A 21,892-nucleotide genomic window follows, 5' to 3' on the forward strand; every position below is an offset into this window, starting at 1 on the left:
ATAAGTAAAAGGGAAGAGGTATGGCAAGTATATTGGAAAATATTGAGAATGTCTATTTTGTGGGAATCGGGGGGATTGGCATGAGTGCATTAGCGAGGTATTTTAAAGCTATTGGCTGCCATGTCGGCGGTTATGACCGTACGCCTTCAGCCTTAACTGAAAAGATGAAACAGAGGGAGGGGATTGAAGTCAATTATCAGGATGAGGAGAGTGAAATCGAAGGCCGGTATCGCGATAAAGCCAGGACATTAGTAGTTTATACTCCGGCTATTCCACCGGATAATAAACAATTAACCTATTTCAGGAGTAAGGGCTATTCTTTACACAAACGTTCAGAGGTTTTGGGATTGTTGTCGCGTACAGGCAAGGCCTTGTGTGTGGCCGGAACACATGGAAAAACCACCACTACTACCTTACTGGCTTTTCTGCTGAAGAATTCCCGGGTAGGCTGTAATGCTTTCCTGGGCGGTATTTCCATGAATTTCGGATCCAATTTATTGATAGATACTCATTCCGAGTACATTGTTGTAGAAGCGGATGAATTTGACCGTTCTTTTTTGCACCTTTCTCCTTATATAGCTGCGATTACGGCTATGGATGAGGATCATTTGGATATTTACGGGGATAAAGCAAATTTAATAGAAGCCTTTGAGGAGTTTGCAGAAAGAACCAGGGAAGGGGGAAAAATCCTTTTGAAAAAAGGTTTACAACTGGAACGTTCACAGGTGGATGGATATTATGCTGCCGGACAGATAACAGATAATTATTCCGATCATTTACGGGTACAGAGGAGTCAATATGTTTTTGATTACCACGGGCAGAAGGCTGAAATAAAAGATCTGGTATTGGGGATTCCGGGACGTATGAATGTTGAGAATGCGACATTAGCTATTACCATGGCTTTAGAAGCTGGTGTCCAGCCCGAAGAGATACGGAAAGCCTTACCGGAATTCCGGGGCGTATTGAGGCGTTTTAATATACATACTTTCGGGAGAGTGATGTATATAGACGATTACGCTCATCATCCCCGGGAAATAGAAGCTGCCTTGAAGGCTGTACGGGAGATGTGGCCGGAGAAAAAGCTGACGGTCGCTTTTCAGCCTCATTTATATTCCCGTACGCGTGATTTCCAGTCGGAATTTGCCCATAGTTTAAATATTGCAGATCAGGTGATTTTATTAGACATCTATCCGGCCAGGGAATTACCTGTACCGGGAATAACTTCCGGCATTATTTTAAATAAACTTAACGTACCGGCTTGTATCGTCCCTAGGGAAGAATTTCCTAAATTTGTGGGTCAGCATGTGAGTGAAGGTATATTTATGACAGTGGGGGCTGGAGATATAGATCGCTTTGTACCGGTATTTACTCAGATGTTTGCAGGCAAATAAAAATAAACAGAAATTAAAAGTAGAATTCTCTATACAGATATGCGTAAGATCCAGCCTTACATATTATTCATTACTTTATTTGTATACCTGATAATTGTGCTTACCTTTGTGTCGGCAAAATTAGGAGACATACAATGTAAGGGATTACAAGTTTCTGTAAAGGGTACTGCTACCAATTCGTTTATTGACGATACAGAGGTGCTGAAGATTTTGAAACGGGGATATGGAGAGATTGTCAATTTGCCGGTGGCCCGCATTGATAAAGACAGTGTGGAGCGCTTACTGGTGCGGAATTCGGTTATTAAGTCGGCTCAGGTTTACTACAGTTTGGACGGTTATTTTCATGTGGAAATCACACAACGTAAGCCTGTACTCAGGATATTATCGGGTGGGGGATATTACGTTGATGAAGAAGGAAAAATAATGCCGTTATCTCGAAAATATACCTCTCGGGTAGTAGTTGCTACCGGGGATATATCTCAAAAATTTGCTTGTGATAAATTGTATCCTTTTGTGATCTCTTTGGAAAAGGACGAATTCTGGAATGCCCTGATTGAACAAATTGTTGTCAGAAATGAAGAATTGACGCTGATTCCAAAGGTGGGAAATTTTAAGATCCGTTTCGGAAAGTTGGAAGATCAGGAGGAAAAGATGGAGAAATTGCGTCTTTTCCTGGAAGAAGGTATTTCCCGGAAAGGGTGGAATAGATATAAGGAAATCAATTTAAAATTCAGCAAACAAATCGTTTGTGTAAGAAAGTAGATCGTTGGATAAGTCAGGGAATTTACGTGGAAGTAGGGGGAATAGGACGGTAAATCCTTGAAAAAAAAGTTTACAATTATGGGTTTGATAGCATCTTTGGATATTGGTTCCGAAAAAATGGTTATGGCGGTAGCTAGCCAGGAAAACGGGAATTACCATTTGGCAGGTATCAAAATGATTGCATTACAGGGGGTAAAGGACGGGGTAATTACCGATAAAGCAAAAATAAAATCTTATATTAAGTATCTGCTTCAGGAATTGGCGAAAGATAAGGGGATTGAAAGGATCAATGTATCGCTATCTGGGGCAGCTTTACGGGTAAGCGAACATAAAGTAAATGTATTATTACAGCGAAAGAGCGTAAAGGAAAGCGATTTAGCCCGGGCAGAGAATAAATGTATTGAATCGGCTGTTTCCCGGGAAGATGAGTTAGTGGATATTATCCCGGTCTCTTATCAGATTGACCGGGGAGCGGCTATTGCTCATCCGGTTGGTGCTACTGGCCGGAGTTTGGATGTACATTATCGGGTATATTTGGCAGATGGGGCTTATTTGATGGAAGTGAGAAAGTTGTTCGCAGATTGTGGGATTGAAGAGGTGGAATTTTTTCCTCCGGTGAGGGCTTATATGGAAGCATTGGAGGTGTATCGTACAGATAAATCTTTTGCTTTAATTGATATGGGGGCTATGCATACGACTGTAGTGCTATGGGGGGAAGGGATGCTGAAACAGGAAGTTGTTTTGCCTTTGGGAACCCGTGCTATTGATACGGATATTGTGAAAGGTTTCCGTATTGAAAGCGTTCAGACGGCCAAACAGATGAAGCATCAGTATGGAATTGCTTTGAGATCAATGTGTAAGACGGAGAAAGTGGCTATTCCGGAGGTCAAGAAACAAATTGAGAAGCGGGATTTGTCGAAGATCATCCAGTGCCGTATGGAGGAATTACTGGAGGGAGCTATCTATCAGCTGCAGCAATGGCGTTTTAACGATGCGGAGAAAGAAATTTTGCTGACAGGGGGAGGAAGCCGGCTGATCGGGACAGATACTTTACTGGCAAAATTGAGCGGACACAAAGTGAGGATTGCTAAGGTACAAGGAATAACTTCCGGTAATGAAGAAATATTAAGTGCTCCTGCCTGTCTGACCGTTTTAGGATTATTGTTGTGTGAGCATACAGAACCGGAAGAGGATAAAGGGGGGATTGGGAACTGGCTTTCCGGTATATTTAAATAAATGGATTATAAGACAATGCTTGGGGAGGAAAAAGAGGGGACAAAGAATAAAAATATTGAATAAATCTAATGCGGTAGCGTATGGAAAATGATGGATTGTTGTCGTTGAAATTGCCCGTGCAGCAGGAGTCGATTATAAAGGTAATCGGAGTAGGAGGGGGAGGGAGTAATGCGGTAAATCATATGTGCAGGCAAGGTATTCACGGCGTAGAATTTGTGGTATGTAATACGGATATTCAGGCTTTGCGTCTTAGTCCGGTGAAGAATAAAATTCAGCTGGGAAAAGATTTGACCGAAGGAAGGGGAGCTGGATGTGTGCCGGAGAAAGGAAGGCAGTCTGCTATGGAAAGTATGGATTTTATTAAAAACTTACTTTCGCATAAAACGAAAATGGTCTTTATAACTGCAGGTATGGGTGGAGGAACCGGAACCGGGGCAGCCCCTGAGATTGCAAAACAGGCACGGGAATTGAAAATCCTGACTATCGGGATTGTGACTTTGCCTTTTTCTTTCGAAGGGAGAAGAAAGATGGAACAGGCGATGGACGGAATTGACGAGTTGGAGCAATATGTAGATGCTTTGCTGATCATAAAGAACGATAAATTGAAAGATATTTACGGGGATTTAAAGCTTTCGGAGGCTTTTGCCATGGCGGATAATGTATTGACAATAGCTGCTAAGAGTATTGCTGAGATCATTACTGTAAAGGGCTATGTAAATGTCGATTTTGCCGATGTAGACGGAGTAATGCGTAACAGTGGGGTTGCATTAATGGGGGCAGCTGAGGCTGAAGGGGAAAACCGGGCCATGCAGGCCTTGGAAGAAGCTTTGATTTCTCCATTACTGAATAGCCACGACATCCGGGGGGCTTCGAATATTTTACTCAACATCTTATATGGAGAGCAGGAAGTGACAATGGATGAAATCACTTTGATTACGGAGAATTTGCAGGAGAGAGTTGGTGGAAATGTGAATGTCATTTGGGGTACCGGAGAAGATGAGACTTTGGGCAATAAATTACGGGTAGCTGTCATTGCCGTCGGTTTTAACCGGAATAGCAGTGTAGGTACTCCGCACATATCCGGGAAAACAGTACAGGGAGAAAAGGCAACGGAGGTCGTTTTCAAGGTTGAAGAAATGCCTGAAGAATTGGAAATGATTACGGTTAACTCAGCGGAATTGGAAGAACAGGCCCGGAAAAAACGTCTGAAGCAGGAAGAACAAAAAGCCAGGAAGCAGAAAGAGATGAGACGGAGGGAAGAAGAAAGCTCCAAGAAAGGGAGAGGAATAAACGATTTACCGGATTCAGACAGTTGGTTTAAACGGAAACTCGGAAATATTTTTACAGAGGACTCAAACCGGGATGCGGAAATGAAATAGATAAAAGGAAAATAATTCCTGGTAAAAGAAAATATGGAGCATAACAAATAGCTTATTTATCATGTTTGACGGATTGGTAAATTTTAATCTGGATGAGATTTCCCCTACTATAATTAAAGTAATAGGGGTTGGCGGAGGAGGTGGAAATGCTGTAGAATATATGTATTCCAAGGGAATATGTGATGTCGATTTTGTCGTTTGTAATACGGATGCCCAGATCCTGGAAAACAGCCCTGTACCCTTAAAAATACAACTTGGTAAAATGCTGACAGAAGGGCATGGAGCCGGAAATGATCCGGTACGGGGAGCAAAATCAGCCGAAGAAAGTCTGGAAGAGATAAAAGAGATGCTTCGGAAAAATACCAAAATGGCTTTTATTACAGCAGCTATGGGAGGAGGGACCGGAACGGGGGCGGCTCCGGTGATTGCCAGGCTGGCCAAGGAAATGGATATACTGACGGTCGGGATTGTCTCTATTCCGGCCCGTTTTGAAGGTCCCAAGCGGCTGAATCAGGCCCGGGAAGGGTTACGGTTGCTGAGGGACAATGTGGATTGCCTCATTGTGATCGATAATGAAAAAATAAAGAAAATTTATGGTTCCCAGACCATTTCAGCAGCTTTTGCGAAAGCGAATGATGTTTTGAATATTGCAGCGAAGGGAATTGCGGAGATTATTACTTTACCGGGATATATCAATGTCGATTTTGCAGATGTTAAGACGGTAATGACAAACAGCGGGGTTGCCATTATGGGAGCAGCTCAGGCGTCGGGGGAAGACCGGGCTAAGAGAGCGGTAACAGAAGCTTTGGATAGTCCTTTGTTGAATAATAACGATATCCGGGGAGCCAAAGATATTTTGCTGAATATTACTTCCGGTACAGATGAAGTAACAATGAATGAGATGACGGAGATTACTTCTATTATTATTCATCGGGTAGGAGATACGGCAGCCGTGATTTGGGGTGTCGGGACGGATGAAAGTTTGGGAGATGCCATTTCTGTGACGGTTATTGCTACGGGATTTCCGAAAGACGATATTGAAATCGAGGAAAATAGTAACCGGCCATCGAGGGATGGATTGATCTTGTCGGAAGAGGAAGTGGTTTTAAAACCCGGATTGACGCCGGAAGAAATTGAGGAGTTGTCCGATATTCCTGCTTTTGAGCGGAGGAGAAATGTGAGAATAATTTAGAGAGAAAAGAGGGACGTCCGTTAGCTGAAAAAGAAATAATTTAAAAGACGGTGTGTGTGGAAACATGCTGTGAAGCAGTTGTAATTTAATAAAATTGAATGGAAAAATTTAAAGAATTAGGTTTAGAAGGAGAAATTCTGAAAGGCGTAGCTGACCTCGGTTTTGAAATACCGAGTCCGGTACAGGAAAAAGTAATTCCCGTCATATTGGGGGAAGAGAATGATATAGTTGCATTGGCCCAGACCGGTACGGGTAAAACAGCAGCTTTTGGTTTGCCTTTGTTGCAAAAATTGGATAGTACAGAAAATAAAATTCAGGTATTGATATTGAGCCCTACGCGGGAGTTATGTGTGCAAATCGGAAATGACCTGAAAAATTATTCAAAATATCGTCCGGATATCCGGGTTACCTGTGTATACGGAGGTACAGATATCCGGAAACAGATACGGGAATTAGAGCGGGGGGTACATGTATTAGTGGCTACGCCCGGACGTTTGTGTGATTTGATTAAAAGAGAGGCGGTAAATATCGAGGCGGTATGGGCTGTTGTACTGGATGAGGCGGATGAAATGCTGAACATGGGATTTAAAGAAGATTTGAATTTTATTCTGGATGCTACGCCTCGTGAGAGAAATACCTATTTATTTTCAGCTACTATGCCGCGGGAAGTAGAGAGGATTGCCCGGAATTATTTGCGGGATCCCCAGGAAATTGCGGTAGGGAAAAAAAATCAGGGGGCGGATACGGTGAGGCATCAGTATTATCAGGTTAAAGCAAGAGATTTTTATGAGACATTGCACCGTGTCATTGATTGTGCACCGGATATGTATGCCATCATTTTTACCCGTACTAAAATAGATGCCCGGGAAATCGCTCATAAATTGCAAAAGGATGGAATTGATTGTGATGCCTTACATGGCGATTTGAGTCAGGCGCAGCGGGATGAAGTGATGTCCAGATTCCGTTCGAAACGGCTGAAAGTGCTGGTCGCTACGGATGTTGCAGCGAGGGGGTTGGATGTCGATAATCTGACGCACGTGATCAATTATAATCTGCCGGAAGATGTGGAAAGTTATACACACCGCAGCGGGCGTACCGGAAGGGCAGGCAAGGAAGGGATATCGGTGGCTATCATCAATTCCAAAGAAAAAAGCAAACTACGTCGTATAGAAGGAATTTTAAAGAAGAAATTCGAATACAGAGAAGTGCCGGGAGGAGAAGAAGTATGCCGGGCCCAGTTGTTGTATTATGCTGATAAAATTCTGGCTGCTGAACAGAAAGAAACCCTGAGTCCGTACCAGCAGGAATTATTTGACAAATTTGAAGAATTATCGAAGGAAGAACTGATACAGAAGATTGTATCTTATGAATTCGGTAGATTGCTGAAGAAATATGCCGGGGTGGAAGACCTGAATTTATCCGAAGCGGAAATTAAAGGATTTACTTCCGAAAGGCAAAGAGGCGGAAAGGAACGTGAAACAGCAGGACAATTTACTGTTTTCAGTGTAAATGTCGGGCGTCAGGATGATTTCGGTCCCCGGGATCTTATGGCTATCATCAATAAATATGCTCCTCAGAAAGGTTTGGAAATAGGGGGTATACGTATTTTTGATAATGTTACAAAATTTGAAGTTGATGTAAACGGAATAAAAGGATTTAGTGACTATTTCCGCAATGTAAATTTCAATGGCCTGCCTTTTATGGTCAGGGAGACGGGAGAACGTCCGGGCAGCTTGCGAAAGGGAGGCGAAAAAGGCGGTAAACGCAGTTCTACGGCCGATAATAAGTGGAAAAGTGAACGCCGCCGGAGTGATGGAAGCAGCCGGGGACGGTTTGGAGAAAAGAAAAAAGGTGTGGATAATGGCCGCCGTTCTGGGAAAAAACATTAACTTTAACCTTGTCATAAGTCAGATATTCTAAACCGGATATTATGGAAGTTGGAAAGGCTGAATTTATTGTTAGTAATACGGATGTATCTAAATGTCCTCCGCCAGACCGGCATGAATATGCCTTTATCGGAAGATCCAATGTCGGAAAATCTTCTTTGATCAATATGCTTACGAACCGGAAAGAGTTGGCCAAAACGGCATCAAAGCCCGGTAAAACACAGCTTATCAATCATTTCCTGATAAATGACGAATGGTATATGGTCGATTTACCGGGATATGGGTATGCCCGTACTTCTAAAAGTTCCCGGGGAAAATTTGAAAAAATTATACGGGATTATATTTTGAAAAGAGAGAATCTGATTTGTTTGTTCGTATTGATAGACAGCCGGCATAAACCTCTGCAAATCGATTTGGAATTTATGGAGTGGTTAGGGGAAAACGGGGTGCCATTCGTTATGGTTTTTACCAAAGCAGATAAACTCTCTGCTGCCGGAAGACAAAGATGTATAGAAGACTACCACAAGGTAATGCTGGATACCTGGGAAACTACCCCCATGGCTTTTATGACTTCTTCGGAGAAACGACTTGGAAGAGAAGAAGTATTGGATTATATCGATGAATTGAATCGAACCGTAAGTCTGGAATAAATCTGCAAAAAGGAAATCGTGTTATAAGTTTAGTCCATTGATCTATGGAATTTATCTCTTTATATGAATTAAACAGGCAGGTAAGACAAACTTTAAAAGAACGGTTTGGGGAAACGGTTTGGTTAACTGCTGAAATCGCTTCCGTACAAGAGAACCGCTCGGGTCATTGTTATCTGGAATTAGTGGATAAGCCAACGGAGGAGGACAAGATAACTGCTGTAGCTAAAGGGACGATATGGGCTTTTACTTACCGGATGTTAAAGCCTTACTTTGAGACGACTACCGGGAGGAGTCTGGAAAAGGGGATGAAAGTATTATTGAATGTGGAGGTTGTTTTTCATGAGGTGTATGGATTTTCATTGAATATCAGGGATATAGATCCTACTTTTACATTAGGGGATTTGGAGCGGAAAAAGAGGGAGATCCTGGAACAATTGGAGAGAGATGGGATTATCGATATGAACCGGAATCTGGAATTACCGCTTTTACCGAAGACAATTGCCGTTATTTCTTCTCCGACGGCGGCGGGATTAGGGGATTTCCGGAATCATCTGGAACACAATTCGTATGGGTATCGTTTTCACGTTAAGTTATTTCCGGCAGTCATGCAGGGAGAACAGGCCGCCGATTCTGTCATTGCTGCTCTCGACCGGATTTATGCTTATGAAAATTTGTTCGATGTGGTGGTAATCATCCGGGGAGGAGGAGCTCAGACCGATCTCGGATGTTTCGATTCCTATGAACTGTCGGCAAATGTAGCCCAGTTTCCTTTGCCGGTAATTGCCGGAATCGGACACGAAAGGGACGATACGGTAGTCGACCGGGTGGCTTATCTGAAGGTGAAAACCCCGACTGCCGCGGCAGCTTTTCTGATTGAAAGGTTTCAGCATACGGACGCTGTTTTAGAAGATTTAAAAGCGGATTTTTTGACAGGAGTAGGCGAATTATTGAATGAAGAGAATAAGCGGTTATTGTTGCAGATGAATGATTTTAAACGTTTGACCCAAACGCTGTTGCAAAACCGGAATACTGCTTTGCAATTTCTTTCCCGTAGATTGGAACATCATTCCAAAGTGTATATTTACAATCGGTTGAATGGTTTTGAGCGGATCCGGGACCGTATGGAACATCGGTTAAATTCTATCTTCGACCGGGAGAAAAACAATTATATACAATACCTTGAGGAGATAAGGCGGAAATGTGAGAATCGGTTGGGACGTGATTCGCATTTGCTGGAGTTGGCGGAAACAAAGGTAAGATACGTAGATCCGAAAAATGTTTTGGAAAGAGGATATTCCATTACCCGTTTGAAAGGGAAAGCTGTGAAAAGTATAACGGAAGTGAAAGATAAGGATATAGTAGAAACGATATTAAAAGACGGGAAGTTGGAGAGTAGCGTCCAGGCTGCCCGTCCTAAAAATGAGAAGTACGATGGAAGAAAAATTGAGTTATAAGGAGGCTATGGCTGAGATTGAAAGTATTGTAACGATGCTGGAAGAGAATAAACTGGATGTAGACGAGTTGAGTGCGAAGGTAAAGCGGGTCTCGCAGTTGATTGCTTTTTGTAAATCAAAACTTCACAATACAGAAGAAGAAGTGGAGAATATTTTAAAAACGATGGAAGAGTGAGGCGGAATCCGGGACTTTTCTGGTGTACGTGGGGTATATTGTGTTTACTGGGAACCTCTCTGTTTGCACAGTTCCAAACCGGATTGGAAAATTTTTTGAACAATTCAAGTTTGAAAAATGCGGTCGTCGGAATAACTATCCGGGATTGTAGTGATGGAAAAGAGCTGCTCAACTATCAGGGACAACTTTCGCTGCGTCCTGCTTCCGTTGCCAAATTGCTCCCTTCTGCATGGGCTTTGGAAAAGAAAGGTGCAGATTTTTGTTATGAAACCCGGGTATTTTATTCGGGGGGTATCCGCGGACAAGCTATTGCAGGAGATGTGGTTATTGTTCCTTCGGGGGACCCGACGCCGGATTCCCGTTATTTCCCGGATTCCCGTTTTATCCGTAAATTGGTTTCTGTTCTACAGGAGAAACAGATTCATACCATAAAAGGCCGTATCCTTATACAGACGGAAAAAGAAGTAAATATTCCCGGTTCCTGGCTCTGGGAAGATATTTCCAATTATTACGGGGCACTTTGCCACGATTTCAATTATCGGGACAATACTTATAATTTAAATTTTACTACTGGAGCTGCCGGCACGCCTGCCCGTTTGCTTTCGGTAGAGCCGGAGGTGCCTGGAATTCGTTTTCAGAATCAGGTGAAAGCTGCGGTAGCTGGAGGTGATAATGCCTGGATATTCGGCGGACCGTATAGTGAAGTGTTCTATGTGAAAGGAACATTGCCTGCTCATCAGGCTTTTTTTCAGGTGAAAGGTGCTATGCAACAGCCTGAAAATTGCTTTATAAAAGAACTAACAGTTCGTCTGGCAGAAGCAGGAATAAAAATAGAAGGACAAAATCCGGAATATCCGGAAAGAGAAGAGTTGTATGTGTATACCTCTCCCTGTCTGGAAAAAATTGTTTTTCATACGAATAAATCCAGTGTAAACCTTTTTGCAGAAGCCCTGGGACGACTAATGGCCCCCCTGCATTACGAAAATGCTGTGAAAAAATGGCTGGCAGAACAGGGGATAGATACTTTAGGAGTAATCTTAAAAGATGCTTGCGGACTTTCTCCTCAAAATGCTATTCCGGCAGAGACAATAACTCATTTGCTTTATGTCCAGCGGAACAACGCTGCCTGGGTTCATTCTTTACCTGTAGCAGGCAGGGATGGGAATCTGAATGTTTATCTCCGGCATCACCCGGATTTAAAGGGAAAGTTGTGTGCGAAGACGGGTTCTTTTTCCGGGGTACGCTGTTTAGCGGGTTATCTGACAACCGCTTCGGGGAAACGATTGGCGTTTACCCTTCTTGTCAATAATTATACTTGTCCGGTTTCTATCCTGTATGAAGCTGTGGGAACTTTTTTGTCGGATTGGGTGAAATACAAGTGATTTGTTTATTTGGGACTTTCCGTCTCTTGCTTTTCCAAATCCGCCCGGCTCCGGCTGGTGGAGACAAAAAATACGCCAGTAAACACCAGTATGACGGCGATTACTTTCAGTATATTGAAATTATCCATTCCCCAGTAGATAGCCACGATACTGGCAACAATGGGTTGGATATAATTGTACATACTGGTTACGGTCGGACGCAGATAACGTTGTCCCAGGGGAATAAGCAGATAACTGACAAAAGTGGCACAAAAGACAACAGCAGCAAGTCCGACGATTACACTTTTATTGAGAGACGGCCAATCTGCAGAGAGGATCTCATGGTAAGAAAAAGGAATCAGACAGACAGAAGAATAAGTAAACATCCATTTCATCAGCGTAATAGGCGAATAACGGGCTGTCAGTCCTTTATACAACACGAGGTACAAGGAAAAACTGAGTTGAGCGAACAGACAAAGTAGGTCTCCCCAGAGATTACCGTTTCCGTTGTCGTTTTGTTGTCCGCTTAAAATCAATACTAAAGCTCCTGTTGCCCCGAGGAATACTCCCGCTAATTTTTTGCCTGAGACCGGCTCATGCAGGTAAAAAGCTGCAATAATCAGGGTGAGAATAGGAGAGCTGGTGGTTATAATAGAGGCGTTGATCGGAGAGGTCAGGCTCAGACCAAATATGAAAGACCCCTGATTAAATACTATCCCCAATAAGGATGCAAAAAAGAGAAGGAGCAGATCTTTGGTGTTTACGTGTTCGCGTTTTGTAAAAGCCGATGTCAGCCAAAATAAACCTGCGGCACCTAATATACGGCAATCTGTAAGTAATAGGGGAGTTACGGCACTGGCCAGGACTAATTTTGAAACCGGGGCCATAAGTCCCCACATCACTTCGGCCCCCAGCATGGCCCCATGACCTTTCCATTCGTTTATTGTCATATTCGGAAATTGTGATATCCCTTTTATAATAGACCGGAAATCTTGCAAAAATAGAGATAAATCCCTGCCCTTTATAAAAAGTATACAGCTTTTTGTAAAGAGCAGGGATTTACAATGCCTTTTTCGATCCGGCTTCAGTTTATAATTTAAGCATTCTCCAGTTAGGGGTAAGGGAAGGGCCGGTTTTTACTGTCGGCGTTTGTATTTTGTCGTTCACCATTTTGGAGCGTTCCCGCACATTCGTCCAGATATAATCCCGTAGTTCCCCGAGGGTTACTATGCCTTTTGTGGCTTGTAATTTTTTTAATAAGAAATAGGTAAATAATCCGTGCCCTTTTTCGGTATAAGGAAGAGCTGTTTCATCTTCCGACGAGGCACTGAAGACAATCATATTTCCGAGTGGAGATTCCGTCTGAGGTTTGATTGCCACACCACGGGTTGACGCAAGCATATTTCCGTCACGGGCAGAACCGCAGAAACAGGCATCGAGAAATACTGTGACGGAGGAAGCATTCAAGTCATTTAATTCTTTATATAAACGTGCCAGGGGATAACATACTTCGCTCTGTACACCGTAAGCGTCTATGGGCAGGAGGTAAGCTTCTTTCGTACCTTCCTCCGGTGCTCCGTGACCGGAATAATAGAACAATACCTGAATATTCTCCTTTACCTCCGCTAACTCCCGGATATCTTTCATGGCTTTCAGCATTGTGCCATAAGTAGCATTTTTATAAAGACGGATATTGGATTGCGGAATACCCAGTGTCTTTTGACAATATTCACTGAAAATTTTTCCATCGTTCAACGCATAGGGAACAGAAGCTAGTTCTTGGTAATTCTCATTTGAAATAATGACGGCAAAGGTCCGTTCTTTTTTGGTATATGTCTGAGGAATATTGATATCGACATCAGAGGGGATTATTTCTGTCGATGAATTTGGAGGGAGTACTACAGTAATTTTCTTATTGTTGTTTTCAATATCATAAGAATGATAATTGGTAAGGGAGGTTCCACTAAACTTCCCGAATGTAATCCCTGCCAGGGAAATTTCCTGACCGGCTGCGTTAAAACTGGCATCCTGACATTTTACTTTGTTTTGTATCCAGTCGTTTTTGAATTGCATGCTGCTTTCGAACGGTACGGATATAGCGATATTTCCGATTTCTGATTTAATCAGAAAAGTTTCATTATCCCTGTCATAATTACATAATTCAAATGGATTTATATCGGGATATAACTGGGTGTAAAGCATTACTGCACATCGGGAATAATATTCCATTGCCCATTTCGTATAAAGGGGAGACTGCCGCAATTCATATTCGGATAAGGATTCGAATTCATCCTTTTTTCCCCATTGCTCTATATTCAGCGTTACATAGTGCATAAAGAATTTATTGAGATCTACGCTGCGCTGGTCACCATTATAATAATAAGTTTCTGTTTTTCCCCGATAATTGAATAAGTAGCAATCTTTGCCTTCATCCGTGTTATTACACAATTTTGTGGAAACTTCTATATTCGCATTTTTCCAGACATATTCACCTATATAATCGACGAAACTATAATTTTTACCGTTTCCCTCTTCTTTTACCGGAAACAACCGATTGTAAGGTTGCCTTACATTATTCAAAGAATATCTGTTTTTTAAAGCTTTGTCGTAGTCATGGTCGTATTCTGTCAATTTGATATCATTGTACCGGATTCCGAACAACAGATTATTGTCTGAGTCCACAATACCGAATTTATTTCCCATTTTTATGCGTTTTAATTGTGCAGTTCCCCTGACCATTGAAACCGACTCTGTATACTTCGAGGCCCGGGATTTTTTCAGATAGGCTAACATCCGATTAAAATTTTGGTTCATCGCTTTCCAGCGTAAAACTGCATCTCTTTTCGCATATTCCTCCTGATGCGTTGAAATAAAAGCCGACCGGCGTGCCCATTCTTTACTTGACAATAATTTATCGGCAGACTTGTATTTAAACGTGGTTTTATTCCCCAAAATGTCGATAGCACCATAGTAACCGGAAGGTTCTGCAAAAATCAGACAATAATTTTGATAGGAAATAGATTGAATATCTTTCAATTGAATCTGCTTGGGTCCCCATTTGCTCTCAATGTTAATCCGGATCGACTGGACATTCGTTTTAGGATAAATAAGACTTAGAACAAGATCTACCTTCGGAACGTATTGTTCCTGTGCATAAGAACCAAAGCTTAAACACAATATACAAAAGATTATTAAATTTTTCATATTTTACTTTTGCTTTTTTGTTATTCTGTTTACTTATATATATGCCTCAGAATTTAAATACTTTGTAGCTAAAGGAGAACTTAAAGGGTCGTAAAAGGTGTACGGTTTACGAAAGCTTTGACTGATGGTATTCTCCTATAATTCTAATAAAATAAATAATTTTTTATTATAAATTGAAAATCGAATAGCAAGACAAAGATAAAAAATGTCTGTAAATGCAACAATATTTCAAAGGAGTTGTCTCAATAAATTTTATTCTCCGGGAACGGGGCCGTGTGTCAAAATTTGGTTCGGAACGATAGGCATCTTGAATATAAATCCATAAAAAATCCCGCTGTAAATTTACAACGGGATTTTTATTATGGTTTATTTTGAAGCCTTATTTCACTTCTTCGAAATCGACATCAGTGACTTCCTGGTCTTTTCCGCCGTTATTTTGTTGTCCGGCGTTCGGATTTCCCTGAGGACCTTGTTGAGCACCGCCCTGTTGTTGCTGTTGTTGAGCCTGGGCGTTGTACATTTCCTGGGAAGCAGCCTGGAAAACATTGTTCAGTTTGTCGATAGCACTGTTAATGCGGGCAACATCCTGAGCTTTGTGGGCGTCTTTCAGTTCCTGAAGAGCTGATTCGATCGGTGCTTTTTTATCTGCCGGTAATTTGTCTCCGAATTCTTTCAGTTGTTTTTCTGTTTGGAAGATCATAGAATCGGCTTTATTGATGGTATCGATCCGTTCTTTTTCCTGACGGTCGGCTTCGGCGTTGGCAGCTGCTTCGTCTTTCATCCGTTTGATATCGGCGTCAGACAATCCGGAAGAAGCTTCGATCCGGATAGACTGTTCTTTGCCGGTTGCTTTATCCTTAGCCGATACATTCAGAATACCGTTTGCGTCTATGTCGAAAGTCACTTCAATCTGTGGTATTCCTCTCGGGGCAGGCGGGATGCTGTCCAAGTGGAAACGACCGATGGTTTTATTGTCTTTTGCCAAAGGACGTTCTCCCTGTAAAATATGGATTTCTACAGAAGGCTGGTTGTCGGCAGCTGTAGAGAATACTTCGGATTTTTTCGTCGGAATAGTCGTATTGGCTTCAATCAATTTCGTCATCACACCGCCTAAGGTTTCAATACCTAATGAAAGCGGAGTAACATCCAGCAACAATACATCCTTTACTTCTCCGGTCAATACACCTCCCTGAATAGCGGCACCTACAGCTACAACTTCGTCCGGATTCACGCCCTTTGAAGGAACTTTGCCGAAAAATTCCTCTACTTTTTTCTGGACGGCAGGAATACGGGTAGAACCCCCTACCAAAATAACTTCGTCAATTTGGGAAGCTTGTAAACCGGCATCTTTCAATGCTCTTCTACAAGGTTCAATTGTGGCTTCTACTAATTTATACGTCAGTTGATCAAATTGGGCTCTTGTGAGTGTTCTGACCAGGTGTTTGGGTATACCGTCTACCGGGAAAATATACGGAAGGTTGATTTCCGTGGTCGTCGAACTGGACAATTCAATTTTTGCTTTTTCTGCGGCTTCTTTCAAACGCTGGTGAGCCATCGGATCTTTGCGGATATCTACGCCTTCGTCTTTTTTGAATTCGTCAGCCAGCCAATTGATAATGATATCGTCAAAATCATCTCCACCCAAATGGGTATCCCCGTTTGTTGATTTCACTTCAAATACGCCGTCTCCTAATTCCAGGATAGAGATATCAAACGTACCTCCGCCTAAGTCGAATACGGCAATTTTCATATCTCTGTCTTTCTTATCAAGCCCGTAAGCCAAAGCGGCAGCTGTCGGCTCGTTGATAATACGTTTAACGCTTAAACCGGCAATTTCTCCGGCTTCCTTGGTTGCCTGACGCTGAGAATCGCTGAAATAAGCCGGTACTGTAATCACTGCTTCCGTAATTTCCTGACCCAGATAATCCTCTGCAGTTTTCTTCATTTTCTGAAGGATCATGGCAGAGATTTCCTGAGGGGAATATTTCCGGTCGTCGATAACCACGCGCGGAGTGTTATTGTCTCCTCTTACTACCTCATAAGCTACGCGATTGATTTCATTGGTGACCTGATCATATGTTTCCCCCATAAACCGTTTGATAGAGTAAATCGTTTTCTTCGGGTTTGTTATCGCCTGACGTTTAGCCGGGTCACCTACTTTTCTTTCTCCGTTATCTACAAATGCTACAATAGAAGGAGTGGTGCGTCTACCTTCACTGTTCGGAATCACTACCGGCTCATTACCCTCCATTACGGCTACGCAAGAGTTTGTAGTTCCTAAGTCAATTCCAATTATTTTTCCCATAGTGCGTTTTATTTTATTTGTTTATATTATTCGTTTTCTTCCCTCTTAAGGTTTTCCCTTGAGTACGATTATCTTTTAACAAACCTTATGCCATTTCATTATCTGCTTCATTTTTTGTAAAAATGTCGGATTTTATATAATTTAAGTTGTGAAATGTCATGTTTTGTGCCAAAACGTCATATTTACAGGTATACGCATCCCGTCAGGACGGGTTCAGTCATTCCCCTCTAATTTTTTCATTTCCCTATTCTTTGTTTTTTCTTCTTTCGCTATTCTTTTTCTATCTTTGTATTCTAATGGGTTAGAGGTTTTACAACAATAAGCCGGGTTGGTGCGGGAAAATTATTCTGTAAAATAAGTCAGATTTAGAATGAATACGAAAAGTATCAAAAAAAAGATTTTGCTTTTATATCGTTTACCGCTGGAGGGGAAAGAGGAGAAGAAAGCGGAAAATTACGAATGGGAAATAAAAAATTTGTCAGCATCCGTTACTCAGGAGGAATATGTACAATTGTTGAATACGACGGAAGCAGAGACAGTACTTTTATTGCAGGACAATCGTTTTTCCTGGCCGGCAATAGCCAGTGGAATAGAGAAATATCTGGATGGAAAGAATAATAATAGCGTCGGGTATATAAATAATTTTGTTAAAAAAGAGAGATTTACAGGAATATTCAATCTTTGGAAAGCTGACAAAAAAGTGGTCGATAGTCCGCTTTTAATCGGTCCTAAATCTCTTTTTCTAAAAGCTTATGCCGGAGGGGATTTGGCAGCCGATCCAATGGAAGCTATCGGATACAGCCTCTATAAAACTTCGGGAATAAATTTTTGCCGGATAGAAACAAAAGGTGATTTCCGAAAGAATCCCCCTTTGAAAGAAGGACATCGTCCGAAGCTTTTTTGGAATTATGCTTTCGGGGTTCCTTTTACCTATCTGTTTTCAGGTAAATTTTTCAGGGAATTTTTTCAGAAAAAGGGGAGGGTTCCCCGTGAAATGACTTTCCGGGCATTGATGTTCCTTTTTATTGCTTTTGCTTTTGTATTTATGCCTTATATCAGCCAGGATTATGGAATTACAGGTGATGAACCGGTGGATTCCCGGCATGCGGGCTATGTTTTGGATTATTTTACCAAGGGCGATCCGGCAGCAATCAATCAACCTAAAACTGCATTACATTTATATGGTATTTCCATGCAGGTGATCGCTGCTGCTGTATGTGAGCTCTTCCATATCGATCATTATTACGAAACCCGGCATGTTATTTGCGCATTGAACGGAGCTTTGGGAATTTTATTTGCGGGATTGCTCGGCTTACGGCTGGGGGGAGGTTTGTGTGGACTGCTGTCTGTATTGCTGATGTTTTTTACTCCCCGGTATTTCGGACACAGTATGAATAATTTGAAAGATATTCCTTTTGCCGTAGGCTATTTGATGGCTGTTTATTATACCATACGCCTTTTTGATTACTATCCTTTCTTTCGTTTGCGTCATATAATCGGTTTGGTACTGGGGATTGCCCTGGCGCTGGGAACCCGTTCCGGAGGATTGATTTTATATCCGATGCTGCTTATGTACGGCGGTTTGTATTATATTTCTACTTATGGAGTGAGAGAATTTTATAAAATCGGTAAATACCGTCAATCGATATGGAATATCCTTCAGGTTTTCGTGATTGTCATTGTATCCAGCTATATATTGGCTATTTTATTGTGGCCTTTTGCCCTTCAGAAACCCTTGTCCAATGTATTATTTTCCCTGCAGAAATTTACGAATTACAGCATCGGTTTGAGAACCATTTTCGACGGGGAGCAAATGATGTCTAATATGTTACCGTGGAAATATGCTCCTAAATACTTGTTAATCGGAATGCCTTTAATTACTGTATTGGGATGTATCGGATCCGGTATTTATGTATTGGTCAAGCGGAAAGCTTTTGTATTGCCGGTTTACTTTATTTTCTTTGCTTTCCTCTTTCCCTTGTTTTGGGTGATCTATAAAAATTCTAATTTATACGGAGGAATCCGGCATTTATTATTTGTTATTCCTCCCATGGTGGTTTTATCTGCTTTTTTCTGGACAAAGCTGTTGGAATACAGGAGGAATAAGCAGATACAAACAATAGTGCTGCTCATTCTTATGGGATTGCTGGTTTTGCCGGTTATCCATTTTTTCCGGAATCATCCTAATCAATATGTATATTTTAACGAGCTGGCAGGGGGACTGAAGAAAAGTTATGGAAATTATGAAACGGATTATTATTTCAATTCGCTCAAAGCTTCTTCAGACTGGTTTAAAAAAAATGTGCAACTTCCCTCGGACCGGAAAACTGTTATTGTTACGCAGTTCCCGGACGGAGTTTCCTATTACTTTAGGAAAGATACCAATGTGAAGGTGATCTATAGCCGTTATTATGAAAAATATTCCAAAGATTGGGATTACGCTTTATTTGGAAATGTATATGTGAATCGGTTTCAGTTGCAGCAGGGGTTATATCCGCCTGACGGAAATCTGTACTCTCCGGCTGTAGACGGCTATCCCGTTTCCTGCGTTGTAAGAAGGCCCACTAAAAAAGAATTGAAAGGTTTTGAATTGGAGAAAGAAAATCGGATACCGGAGGCATTACAGGTTTTCGAAGAATATACGGCAGAATATCCGGGAAACGAGGAAGTATGGTCCAGAATGGCAAAATTGTATTATGTAACTAAACAATATGATAAAGTACTGGAAAGTGCAGAGAAAGCCTTGTCTTTACATCCGGCGCTGAATGAGGCCCTTTACATGCAGGCAATGGCTTATATTAAAGGGGGGAATTACCCGGCTGCATTGTCTGCAACGGAACGGATGCTGGCACAGAATTCTGTTTCAGTCGACGCCCATTACCTGAAGGCGTTGGTTTATTTTTCTATGAAAAATTATCAGGAAGCTATAAATTGTCTGAATAAATTACTGAATATACGTCCTAATGATGGAAAAGCTTTATTGTTAGCTGCCGATATTATCCGTATAAATGGTGATTATAGGCAGGCTGCTGAATTATACAGTAAAGTAGTGAAAGTTATTCCGGATATATCGGCTTTGACGCATTTGGCAGATTGCCTTTGCCGGATAAAAAATTATGCTCAGGCTGAGCAGGTTGTGAAAAAAGTGTTGAAAGCAGAACCCAACTATCTTCCCCTGTTAAAAGTGGAGCTGAGGTTGAAATTGATGCAGCATAATTATGCTGAGGCAGCGCATTTGTTGAGCCGTTTATCCGGGGTAAATACAGATGCTGAACTATTCGTTTTAAGGGCTTTGTATATGCAGGCTTTGAATAAATCTGAAAATGCATTGACTTTATTGGATAAGGCCTTACAGTTGGACCCGGACAACCGCGAAGCACTTTTGTATAAAAAGAAAGGAAATTCGGCATGGATCTGAAAGAAAGGCGGAAAATTGAAACAGTAAGACGGCATCCCTGGGAAATGTCGCGGGCCGGGATAATTGACAGTTTGTTGAAATTAGAACCGGAGCGGGAGTATGAGATTTTAGATATTGGATGCGGGGATTTGTTTTTAGAGGAATATCTGCTTGGGAAACATCCCCGGCTTCACTTTTATTGCGTGGATATTGCCTATTCGGAGGAAGAAGTCCTTCTGCTCAGTCAGAAAAATAAACAGGTAAAGGTTTTCAATAATTTTACAGCTGTGGCAGATAAGGTAAAACAGATGGATTTTATTCTATTGCTGGATGTAGTAGAGCATATTGAAACTGATCAGGCGTTTTTAAAACAATTGACAAACCGGCCTTTTTTTACGGAACATACGGAAATTTTAATTACAGTTCCGGCTTTTCAAAGTTTATATACTTCGCACGATCTTTTTCTGGGACATTACCGCCGCTATTCTTTGAGGAAATTGAAGGATCTCGTCCGGCAGGCAGATTTAAAAATATGTACTTCCGGGTATTTTTATACGTCTTTATTGCTGCCCCGGATATTGAAAAAAGGAAAAGAAAAAATACTGGGAAAAGGAAAAGAAACTACGGGATTGGTAGAATGGAAAGGGAAAAATGGGTGGACATCTTTGTTAAAGAAAGTATTGACTTTTGATTATCATGTAGGGAGAATTTTTAATTCAATCGGGATCCGTTTGCCGGGTTTATCAACTTATGTATTATGCCGAAAAAAATCTGTATCATAGTACCTTGCTACAATGAAGCAAATCGTTTGGCTGTAGACGTATATCTGAGTTTTCTAAAGGAAAATCCGGATATGGATATTTGTTTTGTAAACGACGGGAGTACGGATGAAACGTGGAGGGTATTGGAAAATATGCAGTCTCTTTTTCCGGACCGTATTCTGGCTGTAAATAAGAAACCGAATCAGGGGAAAGCGGAAGCTGTACGTTCCGGAATTGTACAGGTATCGGAAAAGAATACGTATGAGTGGGTGGGATTTATGGATGCGGATCTGGCAACTCCGCTTCCGGAAGTGTACCGGTTGGCCAAGGTATTGGAGACTGAAAAAAATGTAGTAGTCGTTATGGGATCGAGGATCAAAAGGATGGGGGTCAGGGTAAGCAGAAAACCCTTACGCCATTATATGGGACGTATTTTTGCAACTGTTGTGGGTTTACTTTTCCGTTTAAATGCATACGATACCCAATGCGGAGCTAAAATCTTTACGACTTCAGTTGCCCGGGAAATATTTGCCCGCCCTTTTCATTCTCCCTGGTTGTTTGATGTGGAACTTTTGCTTCGGATACGGCAGGGACATGCGGACTATAATGTGGTAGTAAAGGAAATTCCCCTGGATAGATGGGAAGAAAAAGGAGGGAGTAAAATTCGCTTTTCCCATCTGCTGAAAATGCCTTTCGAATTATATACCATCTACCGGAAATATCGTTGAACTTTTTGCCG

At 41.7% G+C, this 21,892-nt stretch carries 16 protein-coding genes; 13 read left to right on the forward strand and 3 right to left on the reverse strand.

Annotation, left to right across the window (positions count from 1 at the left end):
* Nucleotides 1-20: 20 nt before the first annotated feature.
* From murC to dacB, 10 genes are all read left to right on the forward strand, one after another.
* Nucleotides 21-1,391, forward strand: coding sequence for a UDP-N-acetylmuramate--L-alanine ligase (gene murC / locus Q0465_RS02865; protein WP_298612534.1), 1,371 nt, complete (start codon nucleotides 21-23; stop codon nucleotides 1,389-1,391).
* Nucleotides 1,392-1,430: 39 nt separating this feature from the next.
* A complete protein-coding gene (locus Q0465_RS02870; protein ID WP_298612537.1) occupies nucleotides 1,431-2,153 on the forward strand; it encodes a cell division protein FtsQ in 723 nt (240 codons plus the stop codon).
* A 78-nt stretch (nucleotides 2,154-2,231) separates the two neighbouring features.
* Nucleotides 2,232-3,389 carry a cell division FtsA domain-containing protein gene (locus Q0465_RS02875; protein ID WP_298612540.1) on the forward strand — a complete coding sequence of 386 codons (1,158 nt, stop codon included), beginning with the start codon at nucleotides 2,232-2,234 and terminating at the stop codon, nucleotides 3,387-3,389.
* 80 nt (nucleotides 3,390-3,469) lie between these two features.
* Entirely contained in the window at nucleotides 3,470-4,768 is a 1,299-nt protein-coding gene (gene ftsZ / locus Q0465_RS02880) for a cell division protein FtsZ (protein WP_298612543.1), read from the forward strand.
* Between the two features lie 61 nt (nucleotides 4,769-4,829).
* Nucleotides 4,830-5,960 (forward strand): cell division protein FtsZ, encoded by a 1,131-nt coding sequence (gene ftsZ / locus Q0465_RS02885; RefSeq protein WP_298612546.1) that lies wholly within the window; start codon nucleotides 4,830-4,832, stop codon nucleotides 5,958-5,960.
* A 98-nt stretch (nucleotides 5,961-6,058) separates the two neighbouring features.
* Complete coding sequence (locus Q0465_RS02890; RefSeq protein WP_298612551.1) at nucleotides 6,059-7,849, forward strand: DEAD/DEAH box helicase; 1,791 nt, start codon at nucleotides 6,059-6,061, stop codon at nucleotides 7,847-7,849.
* Nucleotides 7,850-7,890: 41 nt separating this feature from the next.
* Nucleotides 7,891-8,496, forward strand: coding sequence for a ribosome biogenesis GTP-binding protein YihA/YsxC (gene yihA / locus Q0465_RS02895; protein WP_298612554.1), 606 nt, complete (start codon nucleotides 7,891-7,893; stop codon nucleotides 8,494-8,496).
* A 44-nt stretch (nucleotides 8,497-8,540) separates the two neighbouring features.
* Entirely contained in the window at nucleotides 8,541-9,950 is a 1,410-nt protein-coding gene (gene xseA, locus Q0465_RS02900; protein ID WP_298612556.1) for an exodeoxyribonuclease VII large subunit, read from the forward strand.
* A complete protein-coding gene (xseB, locus tag Q0465_RS02905; protein ID WP_298612559.1) occupies nucleotides 9,928-10,125 on the forward strand; it encodes an exodeoxyribonuclease VII small subunit in 198 nt (65 codons plus the stop codon). The genes xseA and xseB overlap by 23 nt, the downstream gene beginning before the upstream one ends.
* Nucleotides 10,122-11,507: a D-alanyl-D-alanine carboxypeptidase/D-alanyl-D-alanine-endopeptidase gene (gene dacB, locus Q0465_RS02910; RefSeq protein WP_298612562.1), complete on the forward strand. Its 1,386-nt coding sequence runs from the start codon at nucleotides 10,122-10,124 to the stop codon at nucleotides 11,505-11,507. The genes xseB and dacB overlap by 4 nt, the downstream gene beginning before the upstream one ends.
* 5 nt (nucleotides 11,508-11,512) lie before the next feature.
* On the opposite strand, the gene Q0465_RS02915 is transcribed toward dacB, so the two are convergent.
* The 3 genes from Q0465_RS02915 to dnaK all read right to left on the reverse strand — a co-directional run bounded on the left by Q0465_RS02915 (nucleotide 11,513) and on the right by dnaK (nucleotide 16,995).
* On the reverse strand, nucleotides 11,513-12,436 hold the full coding sequence (locus Q0465_RS02915; RefSeq protein WP_298612564.1) for a DMT family transporter: 924 nt from the start codon (nucleotides 12,434-12,436) through the stop codon (nucleotides 11,513-11,515).
* 139 nt (nucleotides 12,437-12,575) lie between these two features.
* On the reverse strand, nucleotides 12,576-14,690 hold the full coding sequence (locus Q0465_RS02920; protein WP_298612566.1) for a caspase family protein: 2,115 nt from the start codon (nucleotides 14,688-14,690) through the stop codon (nucleotides 12,576-12,578).
* 379 nt (nucleotides 14,691-15,069) lie between these two features.
* Nucleotides 15,070-16,995, reverse strand: a complete 1,926-nt coding sequence (gene dnaK, locus Q0465_RS02925; RefSeq protein WP_298612568.1) for a molecular chaperone DnaK — start codon at nucleotides 16,993-16,995, stop codon at nucleotides 15,070-15,072.
* 370 nt (nucleotides 16,996-17,365) lie between these two features.
* Between dnaK and Q0465_RS02930 the strand changes: the two genes are divergently transcribed.
* Genes Q0465_RS02930 through Q0465_RS02940 form a run of 3 tightly spaced genes read left to right on the forward strand, consistent with a single transcriptional unit; the run spans nucleotide 17,366 to nucleotide 21,881 of the window.
* On the forward strand, nucleotides 17,366-20,413 hold the full coding sequence (locus Q0465_RS02930) for a tetratricopeptide repeat protein (protein WP_298612570.1): 3,048 nt from the start codon (nucleotides 17,366-17,368) through the stop codon (nucleotides 20,411-20,413).
* On the forward strand, nucleotides 20,404-21,174 hold the full coding sequence (locus Q0465_RS02935) for a class I SAM-dependent methyltransferase (protein WP_298612573.1): 771 nt from the start codon (nucleotides 20,404-20,406) through the stop codon (nucleotides 21,172-21,174). The genes Q0465_RS02930 and Q0465_RS02935 overlap by 10 nt, the downstream gene beginning before the upstream one ends.
* Nucleotides 21,150-21,881, forward strand: coding sequence for a glycosyltransferase (locus Q0465_RS02940; protein WP_298612576.1), 732 nt, complete (start codon nucleotides 21,150-21,152; stop codon nucleotides 21,879-21,881). The genes Q0465_RS02935 and Q0465_RS02940 overlap by 25 nt, the downstream gene beginning before the upstream one ends.
* Nucleotides 21,882-21,892: the final 11 nt, after the last annotated feature.

It is taken from the genome of uncultured Odoribacter sp. (assembly GCF_937966165.1).
Taxonomy (GTDB): domain Bacteria; phylum Bacteroidota; class Bacteroidia; order Bacteroidales; family Marinifilaceae; genus Culturomica.